Source organism: Vibrio sp. SCSIO 43153 (genome assembly GCF_023716625.1).
Lineage (GTDB): Bacteria > Pseudomonadota > Gammaproteobacteria > Enterobacterales > Vibrionaceae > Vibrio > Vibrio rotiferianus.
On record NZ_CP071855.1, the window covers coordinates 1,729,907 to 1,747,673 of the forward strand.

A 17,767-nucleotide genomic window follows, 5' to 3' on the forward strand; every position below is an offset into this window, starting at 1 on the left:
GCTCCCTTTTTCATGAACTTTATGAACAAAACGTCGTTTATGCTCAATATTCTCTTTATCTACGCATTAGAGACATCACGTTAACACCTCATTAACCTTTAACTCATCACTAGCGAGTCACCCTACCTCGCTAGGAGAACAAATAATAAGACTCTTCAAAACAAGAGAGTCACCAACATAAGGAACGTGAAACATGTTAAAGGTACTCAAACCAACGCTCGCCGCATCCATCATTGCAGCCTCATTTTCTTTCCACGCTTTTGCTGCTGATGTTGAAAAAATCCACTTTCTAATCCCAGGTGGTGCTGGTGGCGGTTGGGATATGACGGCTCGTGGTACAGGTGATGTACTGGTTAAATCCGACATCGTTGAAAATGTCTCTTTCCAAAACCTCTCTGGTGGCGGTGGTGGCAAAGCGATTGCACACCTCATCGAAACCGCTGAGCGCCAACCTGATACGTTAATGGTGAACTCAACCCCAATCGTTGTTCGCTCACTCACTGGTATCTTCCCGCAATCTTTCCGAGATCTGACGCCAGTAGCCGCAACGATTGCTGACTACGGCGCTATCGTGACTTCCGCGGATTCTAAGTACAACACATGGGAAGATGTGGTCAAAGATTTCGAATCTAACCCACGTAAAGTAAAAATCGCTGGTGGTTCTGCTCGTGGCTCGATGGATCACCTAGTCGTCGCAGCCGCATTTAAGGGCGAAGGCTTCGATGCACGTAAAGTTCGCTACATCGCGTACGATGCCGGCGGTAAAGCAATGGCAGCACTTCTATCTGGCGAAACACAATTGCTTTCAACCGGTCTTGGCGAAGTGCTAGAGATGTCGAAATCTGGTCAGGTAAAAGTACTGGCGATTACGGCACCAAAACGTCTAGACGCTGCACCAAATATCCATACCCTCAAAGAATATGGCAATGAGACTGTGTTCGCGAACTGGCGTGGTTTCTTTGCCGCTCCTGGCACAAGCCAAGCCAAGCTCGACGAATGGAACGCAGCTCTGAGCAAGATGTACAAAACGGACGAATGGCAAGTTGTTCGTGACCGCAATGGTTGGATTGACAACTACAAAGCGGATAAAGAGTTCTTCGCGTTCCTAGAAGAACAAGAGCAGCAAATGGGCGATCTAATGCGCGAGTTAGGTTTCCTGAAGAAGCAATAACTCCCATTCGAGTTTATGGGGTTAGCTATCCCTAGCCCCGTTGTATTTGCACTCTAATTTCACCGTATATGGGCATTGTCGATAATCGACAAGTAAAAACTCCTTTGTTTATTGATTGGTAAACACTAAGTAACTCGACTAGCAGCGATGCGCTTAATTGTTAATGACTTAGTCCTTCTTCATTAACGCCCATATACGGTCTTTTCCTGTTGTTCTAGGAGTTGGATATGTCTCATTCAACCAATATTTTTACCAAAGAGAATTTGTTGTGCCGCGATCGTGTCGGCGCGATGATCTTTTTGTTGTTTTGCCTATGCTATGGCTACCAAACTACGCAAATCCCTCTCTTTCCCGGGGATGAATACGAACCCTTCACGGCTCGCACCTTACCGACCATTCTGACCTACGTCGGGATTGGTTTAGCGCTAATGCTATTGGTCACTGGTCAGCCCGATAAACAAAGCGGCGCTGTGATGTCATTCAATTGGAAACTGCTCATCGCCTTTTTAGTTTTGATGGCACTTTATGGTCTGGGTTTGACTTATATCGGCTTTGTATTAGCGACAGGGTTCTTCCTGCTTGCGGGCTTTTACCTTCTTGGCGAACGACGTAAATCGGTGTTGTTTGGAGCCTCATTTCCGTTCGTTATCGCGTTTTACTTGTTGCTCACTCAAGGTCTGGATATCTACCTTGAGCCTGGTCTGATTTTCACCATCTGGTAGTCAAAAGAAAGGACTGAATTATGTTAGATGGAATTCTACAAGGTTTATCCACCGCCGTGATGCCAATGAACATCATGATGGTGATTGTTGGCTGTTTTGTCGGTACGTTTATCGGCATGCTACCGGGGCTTGGTCCTATTTCTGCCATCGCTCTGATGATCCCTATCACCTATGGTTTGGATCCGTCTTCGGGTCTGATTCTGATGGCCGGTGTTTACTATGGTGCGGTATTTGGCGGCTCAACGTCTTCTATTCTTATCAACGCACCGGGTTGTTCTTCAACCGTCGTCACCGCGTTTGATGGCTACCCAATGGCACAGAAAGGACAAGCAGGTAAAGCACTTGCACTGGCGGCTTACTCTTCTTTCACTGGCGGCACGCTTTCAGCCATCATGCTGCTTGTAGCGGCGCCCGCACTGGCTAACGTCTCGCTAAGCTTCCAATCTTCTGACTACTTTGCGCTAATGCTTCTCGGCTTATCCGCCGTGGCTGCGTTCGCAGGTAAAGGACAAGTCATCAAAGCATGGATGATGACCATTCTGGGCTTAATGTTGTCTACCGTCGGTATTGATAAAGGCGTCGGTGTTGAACGCTTCACCTTTGGTCTAACGGATTTGATGGATGGCTTCAGCTTCCTATTGTTGGCGATGGCAACCTTTGCGCTTGGTGAAACGTTGATGGGTATTTTGAAGCCTTCCGAGGACACTCGTGATGAAGAACAAGATAAGCTGAGCAACATTGGCTCGATGAAAGTCACCAAGGAAGAAATCAAAGAAGTAGCACCGGTTTCTATTCGCTCTTCAATCCTTGGCTTCTTTACTGGTGTGCTTCCGGGCGCAGGTGCAACCATCGCCGCCTTCTTAAGTTACGGCATGGAACGTAACCTTGCTCCAAAGGATAAAAAAGAACAGTTTGGTAAAGGCAGCATCCGAGGTTTGGTGGCTCCAGAGTCAGCGAATAACGCAGCATCAAGTGGTTCTTTCGTTCCTCTCTTAACCCTTGGTATCCCGGGATCTGGTACAACCGCAATCATGCTAGGAGCGTTAATCGCTTACGGTATTCAGCCGGGCCCTCGTCTGTTCGTTGAGCACCCAGATGTATTTTGGTCGGTAATTATCTCCATGTACTTCGGCAACATTGTGTTGGTGATTCTTAACCTACCGCTGATCCCATACATCTCAAAGCTGTTGGCCGTACCAAGAACCGTGTTGCTGCCGATGATTCTGTTCTTCTCCATCACAGGTGTGTATCTGGTTTCTTTCAACACCATGGACGTGTTTGTGATGCTACTTGTGGCAATGGCTGCTATCGCACTAAGGCTGGCAAACTTCCCTCTCGCACCGCTGTTGCTTGGCTTTATCCTTGGTGGATTAATGGAAGAGAACCTACGCCGTGCATTGATGATTTCCGACGGTGAACTGAGCTTCTTATGGGAACGTCCAATCACACTGACATTCACAGTGCTTGCGGTATTAGTACTTGGCAGCCCACTGTTTGTAAAACTCTTTCAAAAGCTTAAAGCGCAGCCAGTGAAAGTTGAGCAATAGGCATTCTATCTCTCCCTCAAGATAGACCTTTGAAACCAAGCCACCCTCTGCGGTGGCTTTTTTCTTGGACTAATCGCTACTTTATTTCTTTCGGTGAGTTGCGTAGTGTTAACCGTTCAGAAACAAAAAATTATAAAAACAAAAAGGACCTTTTATGCTGCTGGAATTTGCTCTCTTGTTTGCCGCAGGCGTCGTGGGTGGGATCATGAACTCCGTCGCCGGTGGTGGCAGCTTCATTACCTTTCCTGCATTGATGGCGGTTGGAGTGCCTCCCATCATGGCAAACGCGACGAATACTTATGCTTCTTGCGCAGGCTATATCAGTGGTGCAATCGGTTTTCGCGAAGAAATCATGAAGAACAAGCAAGAACTGGCTTTCACTATCTCTTTCAGTTTGATTGGTGGCGCTATCGGTGCTTATCTTCTGCTGAATACGCCAGAATCTGTTTTTCTTGAGGCGATTCCATGGCTACTGTTATTCGCAACCGTACTGTTTTTAACTGGCTCGCGCATGACTGCGTTAATTAAATCTCTGACCAAGGAGACCAAACACGCCGGCATTCTGGGTGTGATTGCACTAAGTCTTCTTTTGATTGGGGTCTCTGCTTATGGTGGGTTCTTCAATGCCGGATTGGGCGTAATCGTCTTGAGTTATTTAGTGGTTGCAGGACACCAAGACATCAACTTAATGAACGGGCTTAAGCTGCTGGTTTCGACCTGTGTTTCCCTGATTGCTATCGTGATCTTTGTTGCTAACGGTTCAATCGATTGGACCAAAGGCAGCGTTGTAATGGTTGGCACTTTAGTTGGCGGCTACTTAGCTGCACGAATCTCCCGTCAACTAAACCCAAACCATGTAAGAGGTTTCGTTGCCCTTTCTTCTATCGCCATCACTATCTACTTTTTTATCGATGTTTACACTTAAAAATCGAGCCTCAAGCGATAACATAAATATATGAACTTATTTACATTTACCATACAGGTGTCTTATTATTGAGCCAATTCAACAAAAAACGTAATTTTGTTTGACTGCCGGATTGCAGTCTTTTTTATAGTCACTCAACAAGGATGTATAGGTAATATGGCTCACCTTTCGTTTAAGAATAAACTGGTGTTGCTGATCGTCGCGATCATCACCACAACCACTCTTATCTCTTACTTCAGCGTCAACCACTTTATAAGCAACTACATTCATCAATCAGACAGTAAGAACATCACCCATATTATTGACATCACTCGCGACAAACTCGAAGCTGAACTTAATAGTAAAGTTGCTCAGGCCACCAATCTCAACTTCAGCATGATGGACATTGCGGATGCAAAAGAGACCTCTGGTTTTGCTCAGGTTGTTAAAATCGTCAACGGTTACGCGTTCGATGATACGGGCAACATGAGTGAAGAAGATGCTCAATATTTTATCGACGCTGCAGAGACGCAAACTGAGCAACTAAGTATTAGCCCTATCACTGTCAAAGACACTGTCCCATACATCACTTTCTCAATCAAAAGATTTGACGATTCCGTTGATTTTTTCACTTACGACCTGGCTTCCTTAAGTAAGGTCATTGTTGGACTTGCGGCTGAGGGAAGCTTTGCTGAGCTTATCGGTGATGGAACTGTTATTTACAGTAATAAGCAAGGTAATAACTTAACGCCTGTAGAGCGTAGCATCTCATTCGGCAATGGCCAGTGGCAGCTGATTGGATATATTGACCAAAGTAACATTCAAGCTAACACAGACAAGCTGAATTGGATGATTACGTTAGCGCTATCAATTGCTGGCATTGCAATCATTTTGGGTAGTATTGTTTTGCTCCACTTTGCTTTTAAGCCGCTTGAGCAATTGAAGAAATTAGTCAGTGACCTGTCAGATGGCAACGGCGACCTAACTCAAAGACTCAATATCGACAGCAAGGATGAGATCGGCCATATATCCCAATCAATAGACCTGTTCATTGCCCAACTGCAGAAGATGTTTGTTGAAGTGTCTCATTCATCTGCACATATCGACCACGCGGTTGGTGAGCTTGCCAAACAGTCGGATAACAATAGCAGCACTCTAAATCAGCACACTATTGAATCAGAGCAAGCCATCACCGCAATTGAAGAAATGAGCGCCACGGCAGAGTCTATTGCGAGCAGTGCTGATGATGCAGCTAAGCTTACTGACCGTACCAATCGCTATGCAGAGGAATCGAAGCGTACTGTTGGAAACGCGGTTCAAAGCGTAAGTGACATGGTCACACAGGTCGCCTCTATGTCTGACACCATTGGAACAATGAGCGAAGACACCAAGCAGATCAGCTCTGTGTTACAAGTGATTGGAGAGATCGCAGAACAGACAAACCTACTAGCATTAAACGCTGCAATTGAAGCCGCCCGTGCCGGTGAGCAAGGACGTGGTTTTGCGGTCGTCGCTGACGAAGTGCGTGCCCTCGCCGCTCGTACACAGCAAAGCACCTCTCAAATCAATGAGATGTTAGCGAAACTGAAATCGACGACTGATAATGTGGTCAATGAAATGGACTCAACGCGTTCAAGTTGTCAACAAACCGCAGATCGCACCAATCAGGTAATGGACTCTTTAAACGTAGTGACAGATTCTGTGGTAGAGATTAACGACTTGAACACTTTGATGGCGACATCTGCTCAAGAGCAGCGTCAGGTGACTCAGGAAGTCAGCCGTAACATGAGCGCGATTCAAGAGATCATTCGTAAGCTCAACGAGAACGCCTCGCAAACAACATCAGTCAGCGACGAACTGAAAGCAACCTCTACTGGCCTGGGTGATGTAGTTTCGCGGTTTAAAGTGCAATAACACTGACGAACGACAAACAAAAACGCCATCGTGAAATACGATGGCGTTTTTTATTGGCGTAGTGACAGATTACTTAATCAAACCAACTTCTTTGTAGTACTTCTCAGCACCTGGGTGAAGCGGCGCGGACAGACCATCTTTCACCATTTCTTCTTTTTTCAAGTTCGCGAATGCTGGGTGTAGACGGCGGAAATCGTCAAAGTTTTCGAATACCGCTTTCACTACGTTGTAAACCACTTCATCTGGCACTGCCGTAGAAGAAACAAACGTCGCACCCACACCAAAGGTTTGTACATCGCTGTCTGAACCGCGGTACATACCACCCGGTACGTTTGCGATACGGTAGAAGCTGTTATCAGAAACTAGCTTATCGACTTGCGGACCAGCCACAGTTACGATGTTACTGTCACAAGAGGTGGTCGCCTCTTTAATAGCACCACTTGGGTGGCCTACGGTGTAGATCATTGCGTCAATCTTGTTATCGCACAGCGCTTTAGACTGTTCTGATGCTTTTAGCTCAGACACCAATTTGAAATCGTCATTCGTCCAACCGTACTCTTTCATCAGTACTTCCATCGTACCGCGTTGACCAGAGCCAGGGTTACCTATGTTAACTCGTTTGCCCTTTAGATCATCGAACGATTGAATGTTGGCATCTTTACGAGCAACAACCGTAAACGGTTCTGGGTGTACAGAGAACACTGCACGAAGCTCTTTGAATGGGCCTTTGTCTTCAAACTTGCTCGAACCGTTGTAAGCGTGGTACTGCCAGTCTGACTGAGCGATACCTAAATCCAGTTCACCCGCACGAATGGTATTAATGTTGTAGATCGAACCACCAGTACTTTCCACTGAACAACGAATGCCATGGTCAGCACGTGATTTATTCACCAAACGACAGATTGCACCACCCGTAGGGTAATACACGCCAGTTACACCGCCCGTACCAATGGTCACAAACGTATCTTTAGCAGAAACTGAAAAGCTTGCGCTCATTGCAACTAGCGATGCCGCCACTGCGAGCTGTTTTAACTTAAACATTGAATGTCCTTCTCCTTTGTTGTAGTGAAGTAAGTATAGCAACTATTAACAAGTTGTTAACGCACAAGATCACATCCTAGAAATTCATGAATAATTTAAAAATACAGATAGTTAAGTAATGTCTAACATTCTCGTTATATGTGGTTACTTCAAGCTTTTTTACTATATCGTTACATACATAACCTTACTTTTATGATGGGAATCTAATTTCAAAGTAAGACGGGTTAATTGAATGTAATTCGGGTGCTACATTTTAAGTCTAAATTATGAGAAATCGATTCCATTATAAAAAGCAAAAATGTGCAACAAAGGTTGGCAAACATGCTCGATTATCCCCTATTAAGTAAAACAGCGACCAAAGAAAAGAAGACCACAGCAATACTGGATGAGCTATTTGAGCTCACTCAAACAAGTTACCCAGAGTTCAGCCGCTTTTCTGTGGTATTAATCAAAGGAAACAAGGCCTCAAACTACTATGTAAATGACACTATAGCTCAACCATTTGGTCTTGATTTTGAGGACCAAGAGCTTCGCATAAACTCTTCATTGACGGAGGTCGCCTATAACTGCCAAGTTAGAATCGTTGATGACCTAGAAAACTTCGACAACACCGAACGCATAAAGAAACTGATCAAACTCGGCCACAAAAGCAGTTATGCATCACCTATATATAATCGTGGTTCTATCATTGGTTTCCTTTTCTGCAATGCAACAAAAACCAAGTTTTTCTCGAATGAGCATACGCAGCGAGACTTCGCCTACCTGAGCCAAATCATATCGGGCATGTTTATTCAGCTAGATGAAAAACAAAAGCACTTTCAATCAGCTTTAGCGATTGCTTTGAAGATGGGACACGAAAGAGACCCTGAAACAGCAGAGCATTTAATACGAATGGGAAAATACAGTGAGCGACTTGCACGGTTACTAGCAGATAAGAATAGGTCTATTACCCCTGAGTTTATCCACCGTATCAGGCTATATGCCCCCTTTCATGATATAGGAAAATACAAAATCCCTGACGATGTACTCTTCAGTGATAAGCGCTTTACAGCAGCTGAACGCGAAGTTATGAATCAGCACACCATTTTTGGAGAGCGGATCATTGAAGACGTTGTCGCGCTGTCTGACACATCAATGATTGCACCAGATGAAGTGCAATTTATTAAGAACATCATTCGCCATCACCATGAATATTACAACGGTACAGGTTTACCCGATGCATTGTGTGGTGACGACATTCCCTTAGAAGCGAGGATTGTAACACTGGCCGATGTATTCGATGCCTTGCTAAGTAAGCGCGCGTATAAAGCTGCTTGGTCACTGTCTGATACGGCAAACTTTATTAAAGAGCATAGGTTATTGATGTTCGACCCAGATTGCGTCGACATGCTGATCGAACACCTAGACGAGTTTTTAGCGATCCGCGCACATCATCGAGACCACGAAGGTACCCAAAACGCCGTTGCTTGTTAACTAGGGTCTGCTGACCTTTCGAGCTGATTTTTGCAGCGAATTGTCGGGCGGTTACACAAGGCAGAGATTTTGATGTGTAGTTAGCCTACATGAGAAGTCGATAGTGAAGTAGGAATAACCAACATACGCTGCCCAAAGGGTTCGGCTAGGCGCCCCCGACTAAAATCGTTTCATGCTTTGTTAAGGAGTATTTGCTTAGAATGACTAGGCTACACACCCCTTGCCTCGCGGAAAACAATTTTATCTCGAACAAAATTTAACCACGAAAGAACAACAGACACTAAGAAAAGCCCCGAATACTCGGGGCTTTGTTTTACTGCTTTTTCTTTTGCCTGAAGACGATTTATTTAGAAGAATCCTAGCGGATTGACGTCGTAGCTGATTAACAGGTTTTTCGTGTTCTGATAGTGATCGAGCATCATCTTATGCGTCTCTCGACCAATGCCGGATTTCTTGTAGCCGCCAAACGCAGCATGCGCAGGGTAAGCGTGGTAACAGTTTATCCAAATGCGTCCCGCTTCAATGTTACGCCCCATGCGGTAAGCAAGGTTCTGATCACGAGTCCACACACCCGCTCCCAGACCGTATTCAGTGTCGTTGGCAATCGCCAGCGCTTCTGCTTCATCTTTAAAAGTAGTCACTGCGATTACCGGACCAAAGATCTCTTCTTGGAAAACTCGCATCTTATTATGACCCTGTAATAAAGTCGGTTGAATATAGTAACCCTGCTCCAAGTCGTTCTCTTGTTTCGCTACATCTCCACCAAATACGACTTTCGCTCCTTCTTGGCGGCCGATCTCTAGATAACTCAGGATCTTATCGAACTGCTCTTGCGAGGCTTGAGCGCCAACCTGAGTATCAGTATCCAGTGGATTGCCTTGCTTAATGGTTTTGGCGCGCTCTGCGACTTTAGCGATAAACTTGTCATACACAGACTCATGCACTAACACACGTGATGGACAGGTACACACCTCGCCTTGGTTGAAGAACGCAAGCAAAGTGCCTTCAATACACTTATCTAGGTATTCGTCTTCATGATCAAACACATCTGGGAAGTAGATATTTGGAGATTTACCACCAAGCTCAACCGTTGATGGAATAAGGTTCTCTGCCGCGCATTTCAGAATATGGTTACCGACTTCCGTTGAGCCCGTAAATGCCAACTTAGCGATTCGGTTGCTCGTCGCCAGTGCTTGCCCTGCTTCTGAGCCAAAGCCATTGACTACGTTCACCACGCCAGCAGGCAGAAGGTCACCAATTTTTTCCATCAGAACAAGAATCGAAGTCGGCGTTTGCTCGGCAGGTTTAAGCACAACACAACAGCCCGCAGCCAAAGCTGGAGCCAACTTCCAAGCCGCCATCAACATTGGGAAATTCCAAGGGATAATCTGCCCAACTACCCCAATCGGCTCAGGGAAGTGATAACTTGCGGTATGCTCATCTAACTCGGCCGCACTGCCTTCTTGAGCGCGGATACAACCTGCGAAGTAGCGGAAATGGTCGACGACCAAAGGTAAGTCTGCGGCTAGCGTTTCACGGACGGGTTTGCCGTTTTCCCATGTTTCTGCCACAGCCAACTCTTCAAGGTGTTGCTCAATGCGATCTGCAATCTTAAGTAGGATGTTCGAACGTTCAGTCACACTGGTTTTCGCCCATTGCGCTCTTACGCCATGTGCAGCATCCAGTGCAAGGTTGATGTCTGCTTCTCCGGAACGAGCCACCTTACAATACGCTTGACCATTGATTGGCGATGTATTGTCGAAGTATTCACCACCCGTTGGTTTTACCCATTCGCCACCGATGTAGTTGTCGTAATGCGATTTGAAATTAACGATGGCATTTTCACTACCTGGCTGTGCATAAATCATAACTCTTCCTTTTGTTCTCGTTCAGTTTTTTGTTTTAAACAACCGAGTGTTCAACTCTGTTGTCTTGTTCACTTCATTACTCAAGTCACATGCCAACAACGCGCGTCTTGTTGTTAATTAAATGTAAAACTATGATTACCAAGCGATAACAAACCAAGTGAGTGACGTTTGAGCGGATGTATGGTGTGAACACCAGTGTTCAAGTGTTCCAAAATGGCACACCCTCACTGTGACAAAATGGTACAGTCATGGAACTTCAACACATTACCAACAGCAATTGGCTTTCCACTTCATGGGACAGAAGTGAGCAAGCTGGTTTAAAACAGCGACGTCGACCAGACGATATTCGCGTAACTTCCGCGTTTCTTGAAGACAGACGCCACCAGCTCAATTTCTTGATCGATGCGGTCAAACAATTCGCTCTGCCCCTGTTTAACCAGTTGTTTGCGCATAGTGACAGTCGCCTAATATTGACTGATGCGGAAGGCGTGATCATCGGTAGCTGGGGACAACCTAAATTCCGCGAAAAGTTGACCGAGATTGCTCTCAGTTCTGGTGCATGTTGGCAAGAAAAGCTAAAAGGTACGAATGCCATTGGTACAGCATTAGTAGAAGCAAAACCGGTCTCTGTGATTGGAGACCAACACTTCATACAACATCACCGTTTCATCAGTTGCTCGGCAAGCCCTATCTTTGATCATTTGGGTAACTTGATTGGGGTTCTCGACATCACTAGCGAACAAAAGAAGCATGACTTTTCAACGCAAGTTTTAGTGCAAAACATGGTTCAACAAGTGGAGAACCAACTGCTCAACCAAATTCCTCAAGGGCATATTCGAGTGGATTTAGCCTGTGAGCAAGGTCTACTGAATAGCGGTTGGCAAGGCATCATCATCGCCAATGAAGAGGGTCAGATTCTGGCTCATAACCAAGTTGCCTCACAACTGCTGGATCAAACCAACGTTGTTGGACAGCAACTCGCCTCCATACTCGACGATTCTGCCAGTAGCCAATCTTTAGTCTTCAAAACTCAGCCACTATCGGAGCGAAAAACATCATCCCGTGCCATTTCTGCCTCGAATGACCTGCATTACGGCGATACCACCGTCGAACACTGCTGGCAGCAAGCCAATCGCGTAATCGATAAAGACATAAGCTTGTTGATCCTTGGTGAGACGGGCGTAGGTAAGAATGAGTTTGTTAAAGCTCTGCACAAAAATAGCCAGAGAAAAAACGGCCCCTTGGTTTCCGTGAACTGCGGTGCGCTGCCGAAAGACTTGGTCGAATCCGAACTGTTTGGTTATGTCGCAGGTGCCTTCACCGGAGCAAACAACAAAGGCTACCAAGGTAAGATCCGTCAAGCGCACAAAGGCATCTTGTTCTTAGATGAAATCGCAGACTTACCATTAGAAGCGCAAAGCCGTCTGCTGCATGTGCTACAAGACAAAACCGTGTTGCCTGTCGGCTCTAACCAAACCATCCAAGTGGATACACAAATCATCGCCGCCACACACAAAGACTTAGAACGGTTGGTTGAACAAGGTGAATTTCGTCAGGATCTTTATTACCGCCTGAACGGGCTCATCGTTGAGTTGCCTCGTTTCCAAGAGCGTAGCGACAAACAAGCACTGATTGAGAACATTCATCGTCGTCACGCTGAGTCTGAACAAAGTATTTGCCCTCACCTGCTGTCATTAATGTTGGGCTATGGTTGGCCGGGGAATCTGCGTGAGCTCGACAGCTTAATAAAAGTATCAGCCTTGATGGCGCAAGGAGAAGCGCAACTCGAGCTTAGCCACGTACCTAACCATCTTGCCAAAAAGCTGAGCCAAGCAAGCGTTATCGGAGAAGTGGGTGCGTCAAAAACCAGAGACATGCGTACGACTGTGGAAGATAAACTGGTGAAAACCTACCAAGCAAACCAAGGCAACATCAGTAAAACCTCACGCATGTTAGGTCTGAGCCGCAATACCATTTATCGCAAACTCAAAAGCCTTGGAATGCTGAAATAATGAAATGTGAGAGATAAAAAAAGAGCACCTCTTGGGGTGCTCTTCTTATTTTGAAACCTAGCCTTACAGTCCGCCTTCTTGCTGCGCCTGTTTTACTAATGCCTGACGTTGAGTTTCCGTTTCAGAGTTCACTTTCTGTTCCTTGTGCGTTTCCTGATCCATATCTGCCGGAATGAAAACAAAGTACTTGTTAAGAGTCATCGTAAGAACCTCAATTAATAGTGTTAAATCACCTTCTTGGTAAATGTAAACAACACCAGCAAAAACGACTTATGCCGGTTCCTTGTTGTAGGTTTCAAAAAATAGAGGATGTTTGTCTACTAAACATCCTCCATATGCAAGCTAATTATAGGAGGAGATCAAGGGCTTACCTAACACTCTTTTTCATCTTTTACGTAATCTTAGTTTCGATATCAGTATTGATACACCATACCCTTACGAGCTAACTCTATGTCACAAAAGAAAAAAATGATGCAGATTTTATTGGAACAGAGGATGAGAGGCGTTGATACTTAAAGCTCAATGTTTTGAGGCGCTTACTTCGTGAAAAATACCATTGATTTAAATTTGTATCGCTTTCTTTACCTGCTCAGCCAGCAAAAAACGCAGGCGAAAGTGTGTCACACCCTCGACATCAGCAAAGCGACTTTTACTCGACAGCTCGCCGAATGTCGCCAGCGATTTGATAACGAACTGTTCAATGCAGAGAAAGGATTCTACACCCCCACTCTCCTTTGCCAGCAGCTATGTGAAGCCATAAGCGAGCCGTTAGAACAACTTGAGCAGATACCGCAACTGGCACAAAGCTACAATGCGAATCAGCATGCGAACGAATACCTATTCAGCATTATCAATCCTCTTTCTGCCATGTTGACGATTCCTTTGGTCACCGCCCTCACAACAGAAGAGCAAAAGCCTAAGATCGCCTTTATTGATTGGTCGATTGAAAGCATAGAAAACCCCAAACGTGGTGCTGTCGCGATTGGTATTGGTGGTTTTCCAAATGAACTCAATGAAAGGATGGTAGAACGCAAAGTAAGCTCAGTGCCGATTTTCGCTTACGTCAATGAGCAACACCCACTCAGTCAACAGCAAGAAATAGAGCTGAGCGATATGGAGAACCTAGATACTGTGCGCGTCTCAATGGGTTCGCTCGATGTGAGCGCCTATTACGAGCGAATGCGTAAGTTGACTGGCGTGAATCTAGAACAAAAACTGACTGTCTCCTCCATGAGTGCTGCGCTAGATTGCGTCAAAGTCAGCCCGTATGTATTTGTCGGTATGTACATCGATGACCAAGAGCTGCCCACGGACATTCGTCGATTGCCTTTGAAGTTGGAAGGTAAACCTATGATGTTTGACGTAGGTATTCAGTACCATCGCGCCTTCTACCAACATCCAATCATTGCTCAAGTAGAAGCCTTTATTAAACGAGCACTTAGCTAAGCCACTAAATTCAATTGCCACATCGTTAACGCATACAAAAAAGCCGACCAATAAACAGGCCGGCTTCCTTCTTCAGCTTCTAGGACTTAAGCTCTTATCTTATTTAACCTCAGTGATATCACTTGGCTTCCAAGTACCGTCGTACCAAGGTTCTAGTGGGCCATATACTCGCAAGATGGTGAACCAACCTTTATTGGGTACGGTTTGAATCCAGTTTGCTTCTTTGCCTTTTGGTGCTTGCGGGCCAAAGTACAAATCAATCGAGCCATCTGAGTTAGCAATCATCTCGTCGCGTTTATCGTTCTTACTTGGGAACGGTTGGCTCGTTTGGAGCTCCGAACGTGTTTGCGTATCGTAAGCCACCACAGACCAGAAGTTCTTCGCAGGCACATTGGCAGGAATCGTCAGCTTGTAATTCTTGCCGCCATCAAAGTACTCGCCTTGTGCAGACTTATCGACAATCGCGTATTTCGATCCTTTACCGACCATCTTCAATGCCATTGCAGGCGTGTTAACCGTTGCCATGTAGAAGAAATAGGTGCGTGCATCTAGGTTTCGTCCACCGTTACCTTCTTCAATTAACCACTGATAATCATTGCCAATGAATGCGGTTTTCCAGTTACGGTCGTTCCAAATATATGCATTCTCGGTGCGTGGGTTAAACATCAGAGCACGTGCCGTTGCATGACCAATCGCAGCACCATCTTCAAGGATTTTTTGCATGCGAGCATCCGGTGCAAATGGTTTGCCCTTCTGAATACCGATAGTCGCAATCAAACCACGCATTTCTGGGTCGATGAACTCAATCGGCTCTTTGTCGATCACCGTTTTGATTTCATCATAGAAATGGTCGTCGTTCGCATGGATAGTATTGAAAGACTTGCCACTACCAGAGATGAATTCCATCTTCGGTTGTTCGCCTTTCTTCGCCAGTGGGTAAATCTTCAAACCTGTGTGGTATGAGTTCACAGCAGCATCGGTTTTACCATCTTTCAGGAAGCCACGCGCAATAAACCAGTTGGTATAACTTGTCGATTGGGAGACATAGTAACCCTCAGGTACTGGGCCCTCGTAGTTTGGTGGCAAGATGAGGTATTTGCCGCCCTGACCTTTATCTGGACCTACAACGCCCATGTCGGTCACAAAACGGAAGAAGGCATCATTGACTGTAGTTGGCCCCATGCCCGGCGGGATTTCCACAACCGTTGGACCATCACGCTCTAAATCAAGAAACGCCGATGCGTAAACCGTATCCGTGTTACCCGTTAAAAATAGCGGGTTTGAATCCATCAGATCATCAAACAGCATCACCTGATTTGAATTGGTTAGCCCCATCTTCTCATGCCCGACTCTCAACGCTTCCATAGAGGCCATAGGAATCGCGTTCATAAACACTTCTGTCGCACGCATGGTATCGAGATTGTTGTACAGCGTATCCATGGTTTGTTGGCTTGGCACGCCATCCTTGAAATTCAGAGTACCAATGCTGGTTTCAACCTTATCAGGTGTCATGATGCTTGATGGAATGTCAGTGTTGTAAGCGCCTGTGCTTGCCATCACTGATGATGAAACCAATAGGCTGGTAATCAATGCGACACGTTTAAGTTGAGTCTTTAACATAAGAGTTTCCTGCGTTTTCAGTTGGGATGCATTTACTTTAGTCAAAGATAAAAATCATTTTTGACGCTCAACAGAATCAAAAATGCAGTCCAAAACGCTATGCAATGAAACTCACAACAATTGGCTATTAAAAACTGTCTACCAGGTCAATATTTAATCTTTTTTGAGAAATATTTAGCCTACTTTTTGGGTATCTTCTGAGCAAAAAAGAGACAATACAAATGCGGAGTGAAAGCACTCTGGCTCTACCCACTAAGCTCTGGGAGGCGTTATGAAAAGTAAAAAATTAGGTCATGTAATGTCATTCAGCAGAATGTTTTCCTTCATTGCCTTTCTGACAGCCACATTCGCTTGGGTATTAAGTATGTATGCCCTCTTTACGGTTTCCGTTGTGGCACTTTTCGTCAGTGGACTGCTCTACTTGAATGACAGATTCGGCCATCACCCAAAAGGCAATGTAAAAGAAAAGAGCGCTTAGGCGCTCTTTGAGTTTCTATAGAGTAAGAATGAAAAAAGGATGCCACTTGGGCATCCTTTTGCTTTGATCAGTTTACTGACCGCGGATTAAACGTCGTAAGTTGTAGACGCTGTGTCGCCGCCTGTACCAGTCCAGTTAGTGTGGAAGAATTCACCACGTGGACGGTCAATACGCTCGTAAGTGTGAGCACCGAAGTAGTCACGTTGAGCTTGAAGCAGGTTCGCAGGTAGACGAGCTGTTGTGTAACCGTCTAGGAAAGATAGCGCAGAAATCGTACATGGCATTGGGATACCAGACTCTAGAGATTTCGCTGCTACTTTACGCCATGCTGCTAGGCTGCCTTGTAGGATATTTTTGAAGTACTCATCAGAACCTAGGAATGCGATATCTGGGTTCGCTTCGTACGCATCACGGATGTTGCCTAGGAATGCAGAACGGATGATACAACCACCACGCCACATTAGTGCTACGTTACCGTAGTTTAGGTCCCAACCGTTCTCGTTAGACGCTTCGCGCATTAGCATGAAGCCTTGAGCGTAAGAGATGATTTTAGATGCTAGTAGTGCTTGACGTAGTGCATCAACCCACTCTTGCTTGTCGCCTTCAACTGGAGTGATTGTCTTACCGAATAGAGACTCAGCTTCAACACGTTGGTCTTTCAGTGCAGATAGACAACGAGAGAATACTGACTCAGAGATAAGCGTTAGTGGAATACCTAGGTCTAGTGCGTTGATACCAGTCCATTTACCAGTACCTTTTTGGCCTGCTGTGTCTAGGATCTTCTCAACTAGAGGCTCACCATCTTCATCTTTGTAGCCAAGGATGTCAGCCGTGATTTCAACAAGGTAGCTGTCTAGCTCGGTCTCGTTCCAATCTGCGAATACAGCTTGCATCTCATCTGCAGACATACCAAGACCGTCTTTCATGAACTGGTAAGCTTCAGTGATAAGCTGCATGTCGCCGTATTCGATACCGTTGTGTACCATCTTAACGAAGTGACCTGCACCATCGTTACCAACCCAGTCACAACATGGCTCGCCAGCGTCAGTTTTTGCAGAGATACCTTGGAAGATTGGCTTAACCGCTTCCCAAGCTTCAGCCGCGCCGCCAGGCATGATTGAAGGACCAAAACGTGCACCTTCTTCACCACCAGATACACCAGTACCGATGAAGTGAATGCCTTTCTCACGGCAATGTGCTACGCGACGGTTTGTATCTGGGTAGTTAGTGTTACCACCGTCGATGATGATGTCACCTTCGTCTAGAAGCGGAATTAGGTTGTCAATGAACGTGTCAACAACGTCACCTGCACGAACCATAAGCATCACTTTACGTGGTGTTTCTAGCTTCTCTACTAGTTCTTCTAGAGAGTATGCACCGATGATGTTTGTGCCTTTCGCTGGACCTTCCAGGAACTCGTCTACTTTTGCAGCAGTACGGTTGTGAGCCACAACTTTAAAGCCGTGGTCGTTCATGTTTAGGATAAGGTTTTGACCCATTACAGCAAGGCCGATTACACCGATATCACCTTTCATTGTTTCTCTCCAATTGTCTTTTATTCGACCAGCGGC

At 45.6% G+C, this 17,767-nt stretch carries 14 protein-coding genes; 9 read left to right on the forward strand and 5 right to left on the reverse strand.

Features of this window, described 5'->3' with window-relative positions; genetic code table 11:
* Positions 1-193: 193 nt before the first annotated feature.
* From J4N37_RS07770 to J4N37_RS07790, 5 genes are all read left to right on the forward strand, one after another.
* Positions 194-1,171 carry a tripartite tricarboxylate transporter substrate binding protein gene (locus J4N37_RS07770; RefSeq protein ID WP_252040434.1) on the forward strand — a complete coding sequence of 326 codons (978 nt, stop codon included), beginning with the start codon at positions 194-196 and terminating at the stop codon, positions 1,169-1,171.
* Positions 1,172-1,398: 227 nt separating this feature from the next.
* On the forward strand, positions 1,399-1,893 hold the full coding sequence (locus J4N37_RS07775; RefSeq protein ID WP_005451900.1) for a tripartite tricarboxylate transporter TctB family protein: 495 nt from the start codon (positions 1,399-1,401) through the stop codon (positions 1,891-1,893).
* Between the two features lie 20 nt (positions 1,894-1,913).
* Positions 1,914-3,440 carry a tripartite tricarboxylate transporter permease gene (locus J4N37_RS07780; RefSeq protein WP_005451899.1) on the forward strand — a complete coding sequence of 509 codons (1,527 nt, stop codon included), beginning with the start codon at positions 1,914-1,916 and terminating at the stop codon, positions 3,438-3,440.
* 154 nt (positions 3,441-3,594) lie between these two features.
* Positions 3,595-4,365, forward strand: a complete 771-nt coding sequence (locus J4N37_RS07785; RefSeq protein WP_252040436.1) for a sulfite exporter TauE/SafE family protein — start codon at positions 3,595-3,597, stop codon at positions 4,363-4,365.
* 156 nt (positions 4,366-4,521) lie between these two features.
* A complete protein-coding gene (locus tag J4N37_RS07790) occupies positions 4,522-6,258 on the forward strand; it encodes a methyl-accepting chemotaxis protein (protein WP_252040438.1) in 1,737 nt (578 codons plus the stop codon).
* A gap of 69 nt (positions 6,259-6,327) precedes the next feature.
* Here the strand turns inward: J4N37_RS07790 and J4N37_RS07795 are convergent, their stop codons facing one another.
* Complete coding sequence (locus tag J4N37_RS07795; protein WP_010448314.1) at positions 6,328-7,299, reverse strand: TAXI family TRAP transporter solute-binding subunit; 972 nt, start codon at positions 7,297-7,299, stop codon at positions 6,328-6,330.
* Between the two features lie 321 nt (positions 7,300-7,620).
* On the opposite strand from J4N37_RS07795, the gene J4N37_RS07800 reads away from it, so the two are divergent.
* Positions 7,621-8,772, forward strand: a complete 1,152-nt coding sequence (locus J4N37_RS07800) for an HD-GYP domain-containing protein (RefSeq protein WP_171306083.1) — start codon at positions 7,621-7,623, stop codon at positions 8,770-8,772.
* A gap of 347 nt (positions 8,773-9,119) precedes the next feature.
* On the opposite strand, the gene exaC is transcribed toward J4N37_RS07800, so the two are convergent.
* Positions 9,120-10,640, reverse strand: coding sequence for an acetaldehyde dehydrogenase ExaC (exaC, locus tag J4N37_RS07805; protein WP_252040439.1), 1,521 nt, complete (start codon positions 10,638-10,640; stop codon positions 9,120-9,122).
* Between the two features lie 248 nt (positions 10,641-10,888).
* Between exaC and J4N37_RS07810 the strand changes: the two genes are divergently transcribed.
* The gene (locus J4N37_RS07810; RefSeq protein ID WP_252040441.1) at positions 10,889-12,652 is read left to right on the forward strand and encodes a sigma-54-dependent Fis family transcriptional regulator; all 1,764 of its coding nucleotides are present in this window, start codon (positions 10,889-10,891) and stop codon (positions 12,650-12,652) included.
* Positions 12,653-12,715: 63 nt separating this feature from the next.
* Here J4N37_RS07810 and J4N37_RS07815 read toward each other — a convergent pair whose 3' ends face one another.
* Entirely contained in the window at positions 12,716-12,853 is a 138-nt protein-coding gene (locus tag J4N37_RS07815) for a hypothetical protein (RefSeq protein WP_009704374.1), read from the reverse strand.
* A gap of 342 nt (positions 12,854-13,195) precedes the next feature.
* Between J4N37_RS07815 and J4N37_RS07820 the strand changes: the two genes are divergently transcribed.
* Positions 13,196-14,098 (forward strand): LysR family transcriptional regulator, encoded by a 903-nt coding sequence (locus J4N37_RS07820; RefSeq protein WP_252040443.1) that lies wholly within the window; start codon positions 13,196-13,198, stop codon positions 14,096-14,098.
* 99 nt (positions 14,099-14,197) lie between these two features.
* On the opposite strand, the gene J4N37_RS07825 is transcribed toward J4N37_RS07820, so the two are convergent.
* Entirely contained in the window at positions 14,198-15,718 is a 1,521-nt protein-coding gene (locus J4N37_RS07825) for a DUF1254 domain-containing protein (protein ID WP_252040445.1), read from the reverse strand.
* A 271-nt stretch (positions 15,719-15,989) separates the two neighbouring features.
* Here J4N37_RS07825 and J4N37_RS07830 point away from each other — a divergent pair, with 271 nt between their 5' ends.
* A complete protein-coding gene (locus J4N37_RS07830; RefSeq protein WP_020197504.1) occupies positions 15,990-16,196 on the forward strand; it encodes a hypothetical protein in 207 nt (68 codons plus the stop codon).
* 86 nt (positions 16,197-16,282) lie between these two features.
* On the opposite strand, the gene gnd is transcribed toward J4N37_RS07830, so the two are convergent.
* On the reverse strand, positions 16,283-17,731 hold the full coding sequence (gnd, locus tag J4N37_RS07835) for a decarboxylating NADP(+)-dependent phosphogluconate dehydrogenase (RefSeq protein ID WP_252040447.1): 1,449 nt from the start codon (positions 17,729-17,731) through the stop codon (positions 16,283-16,285).
* Between the last annotated feature and the right edge of the window lie 36 nt (positions 17,732-17,767).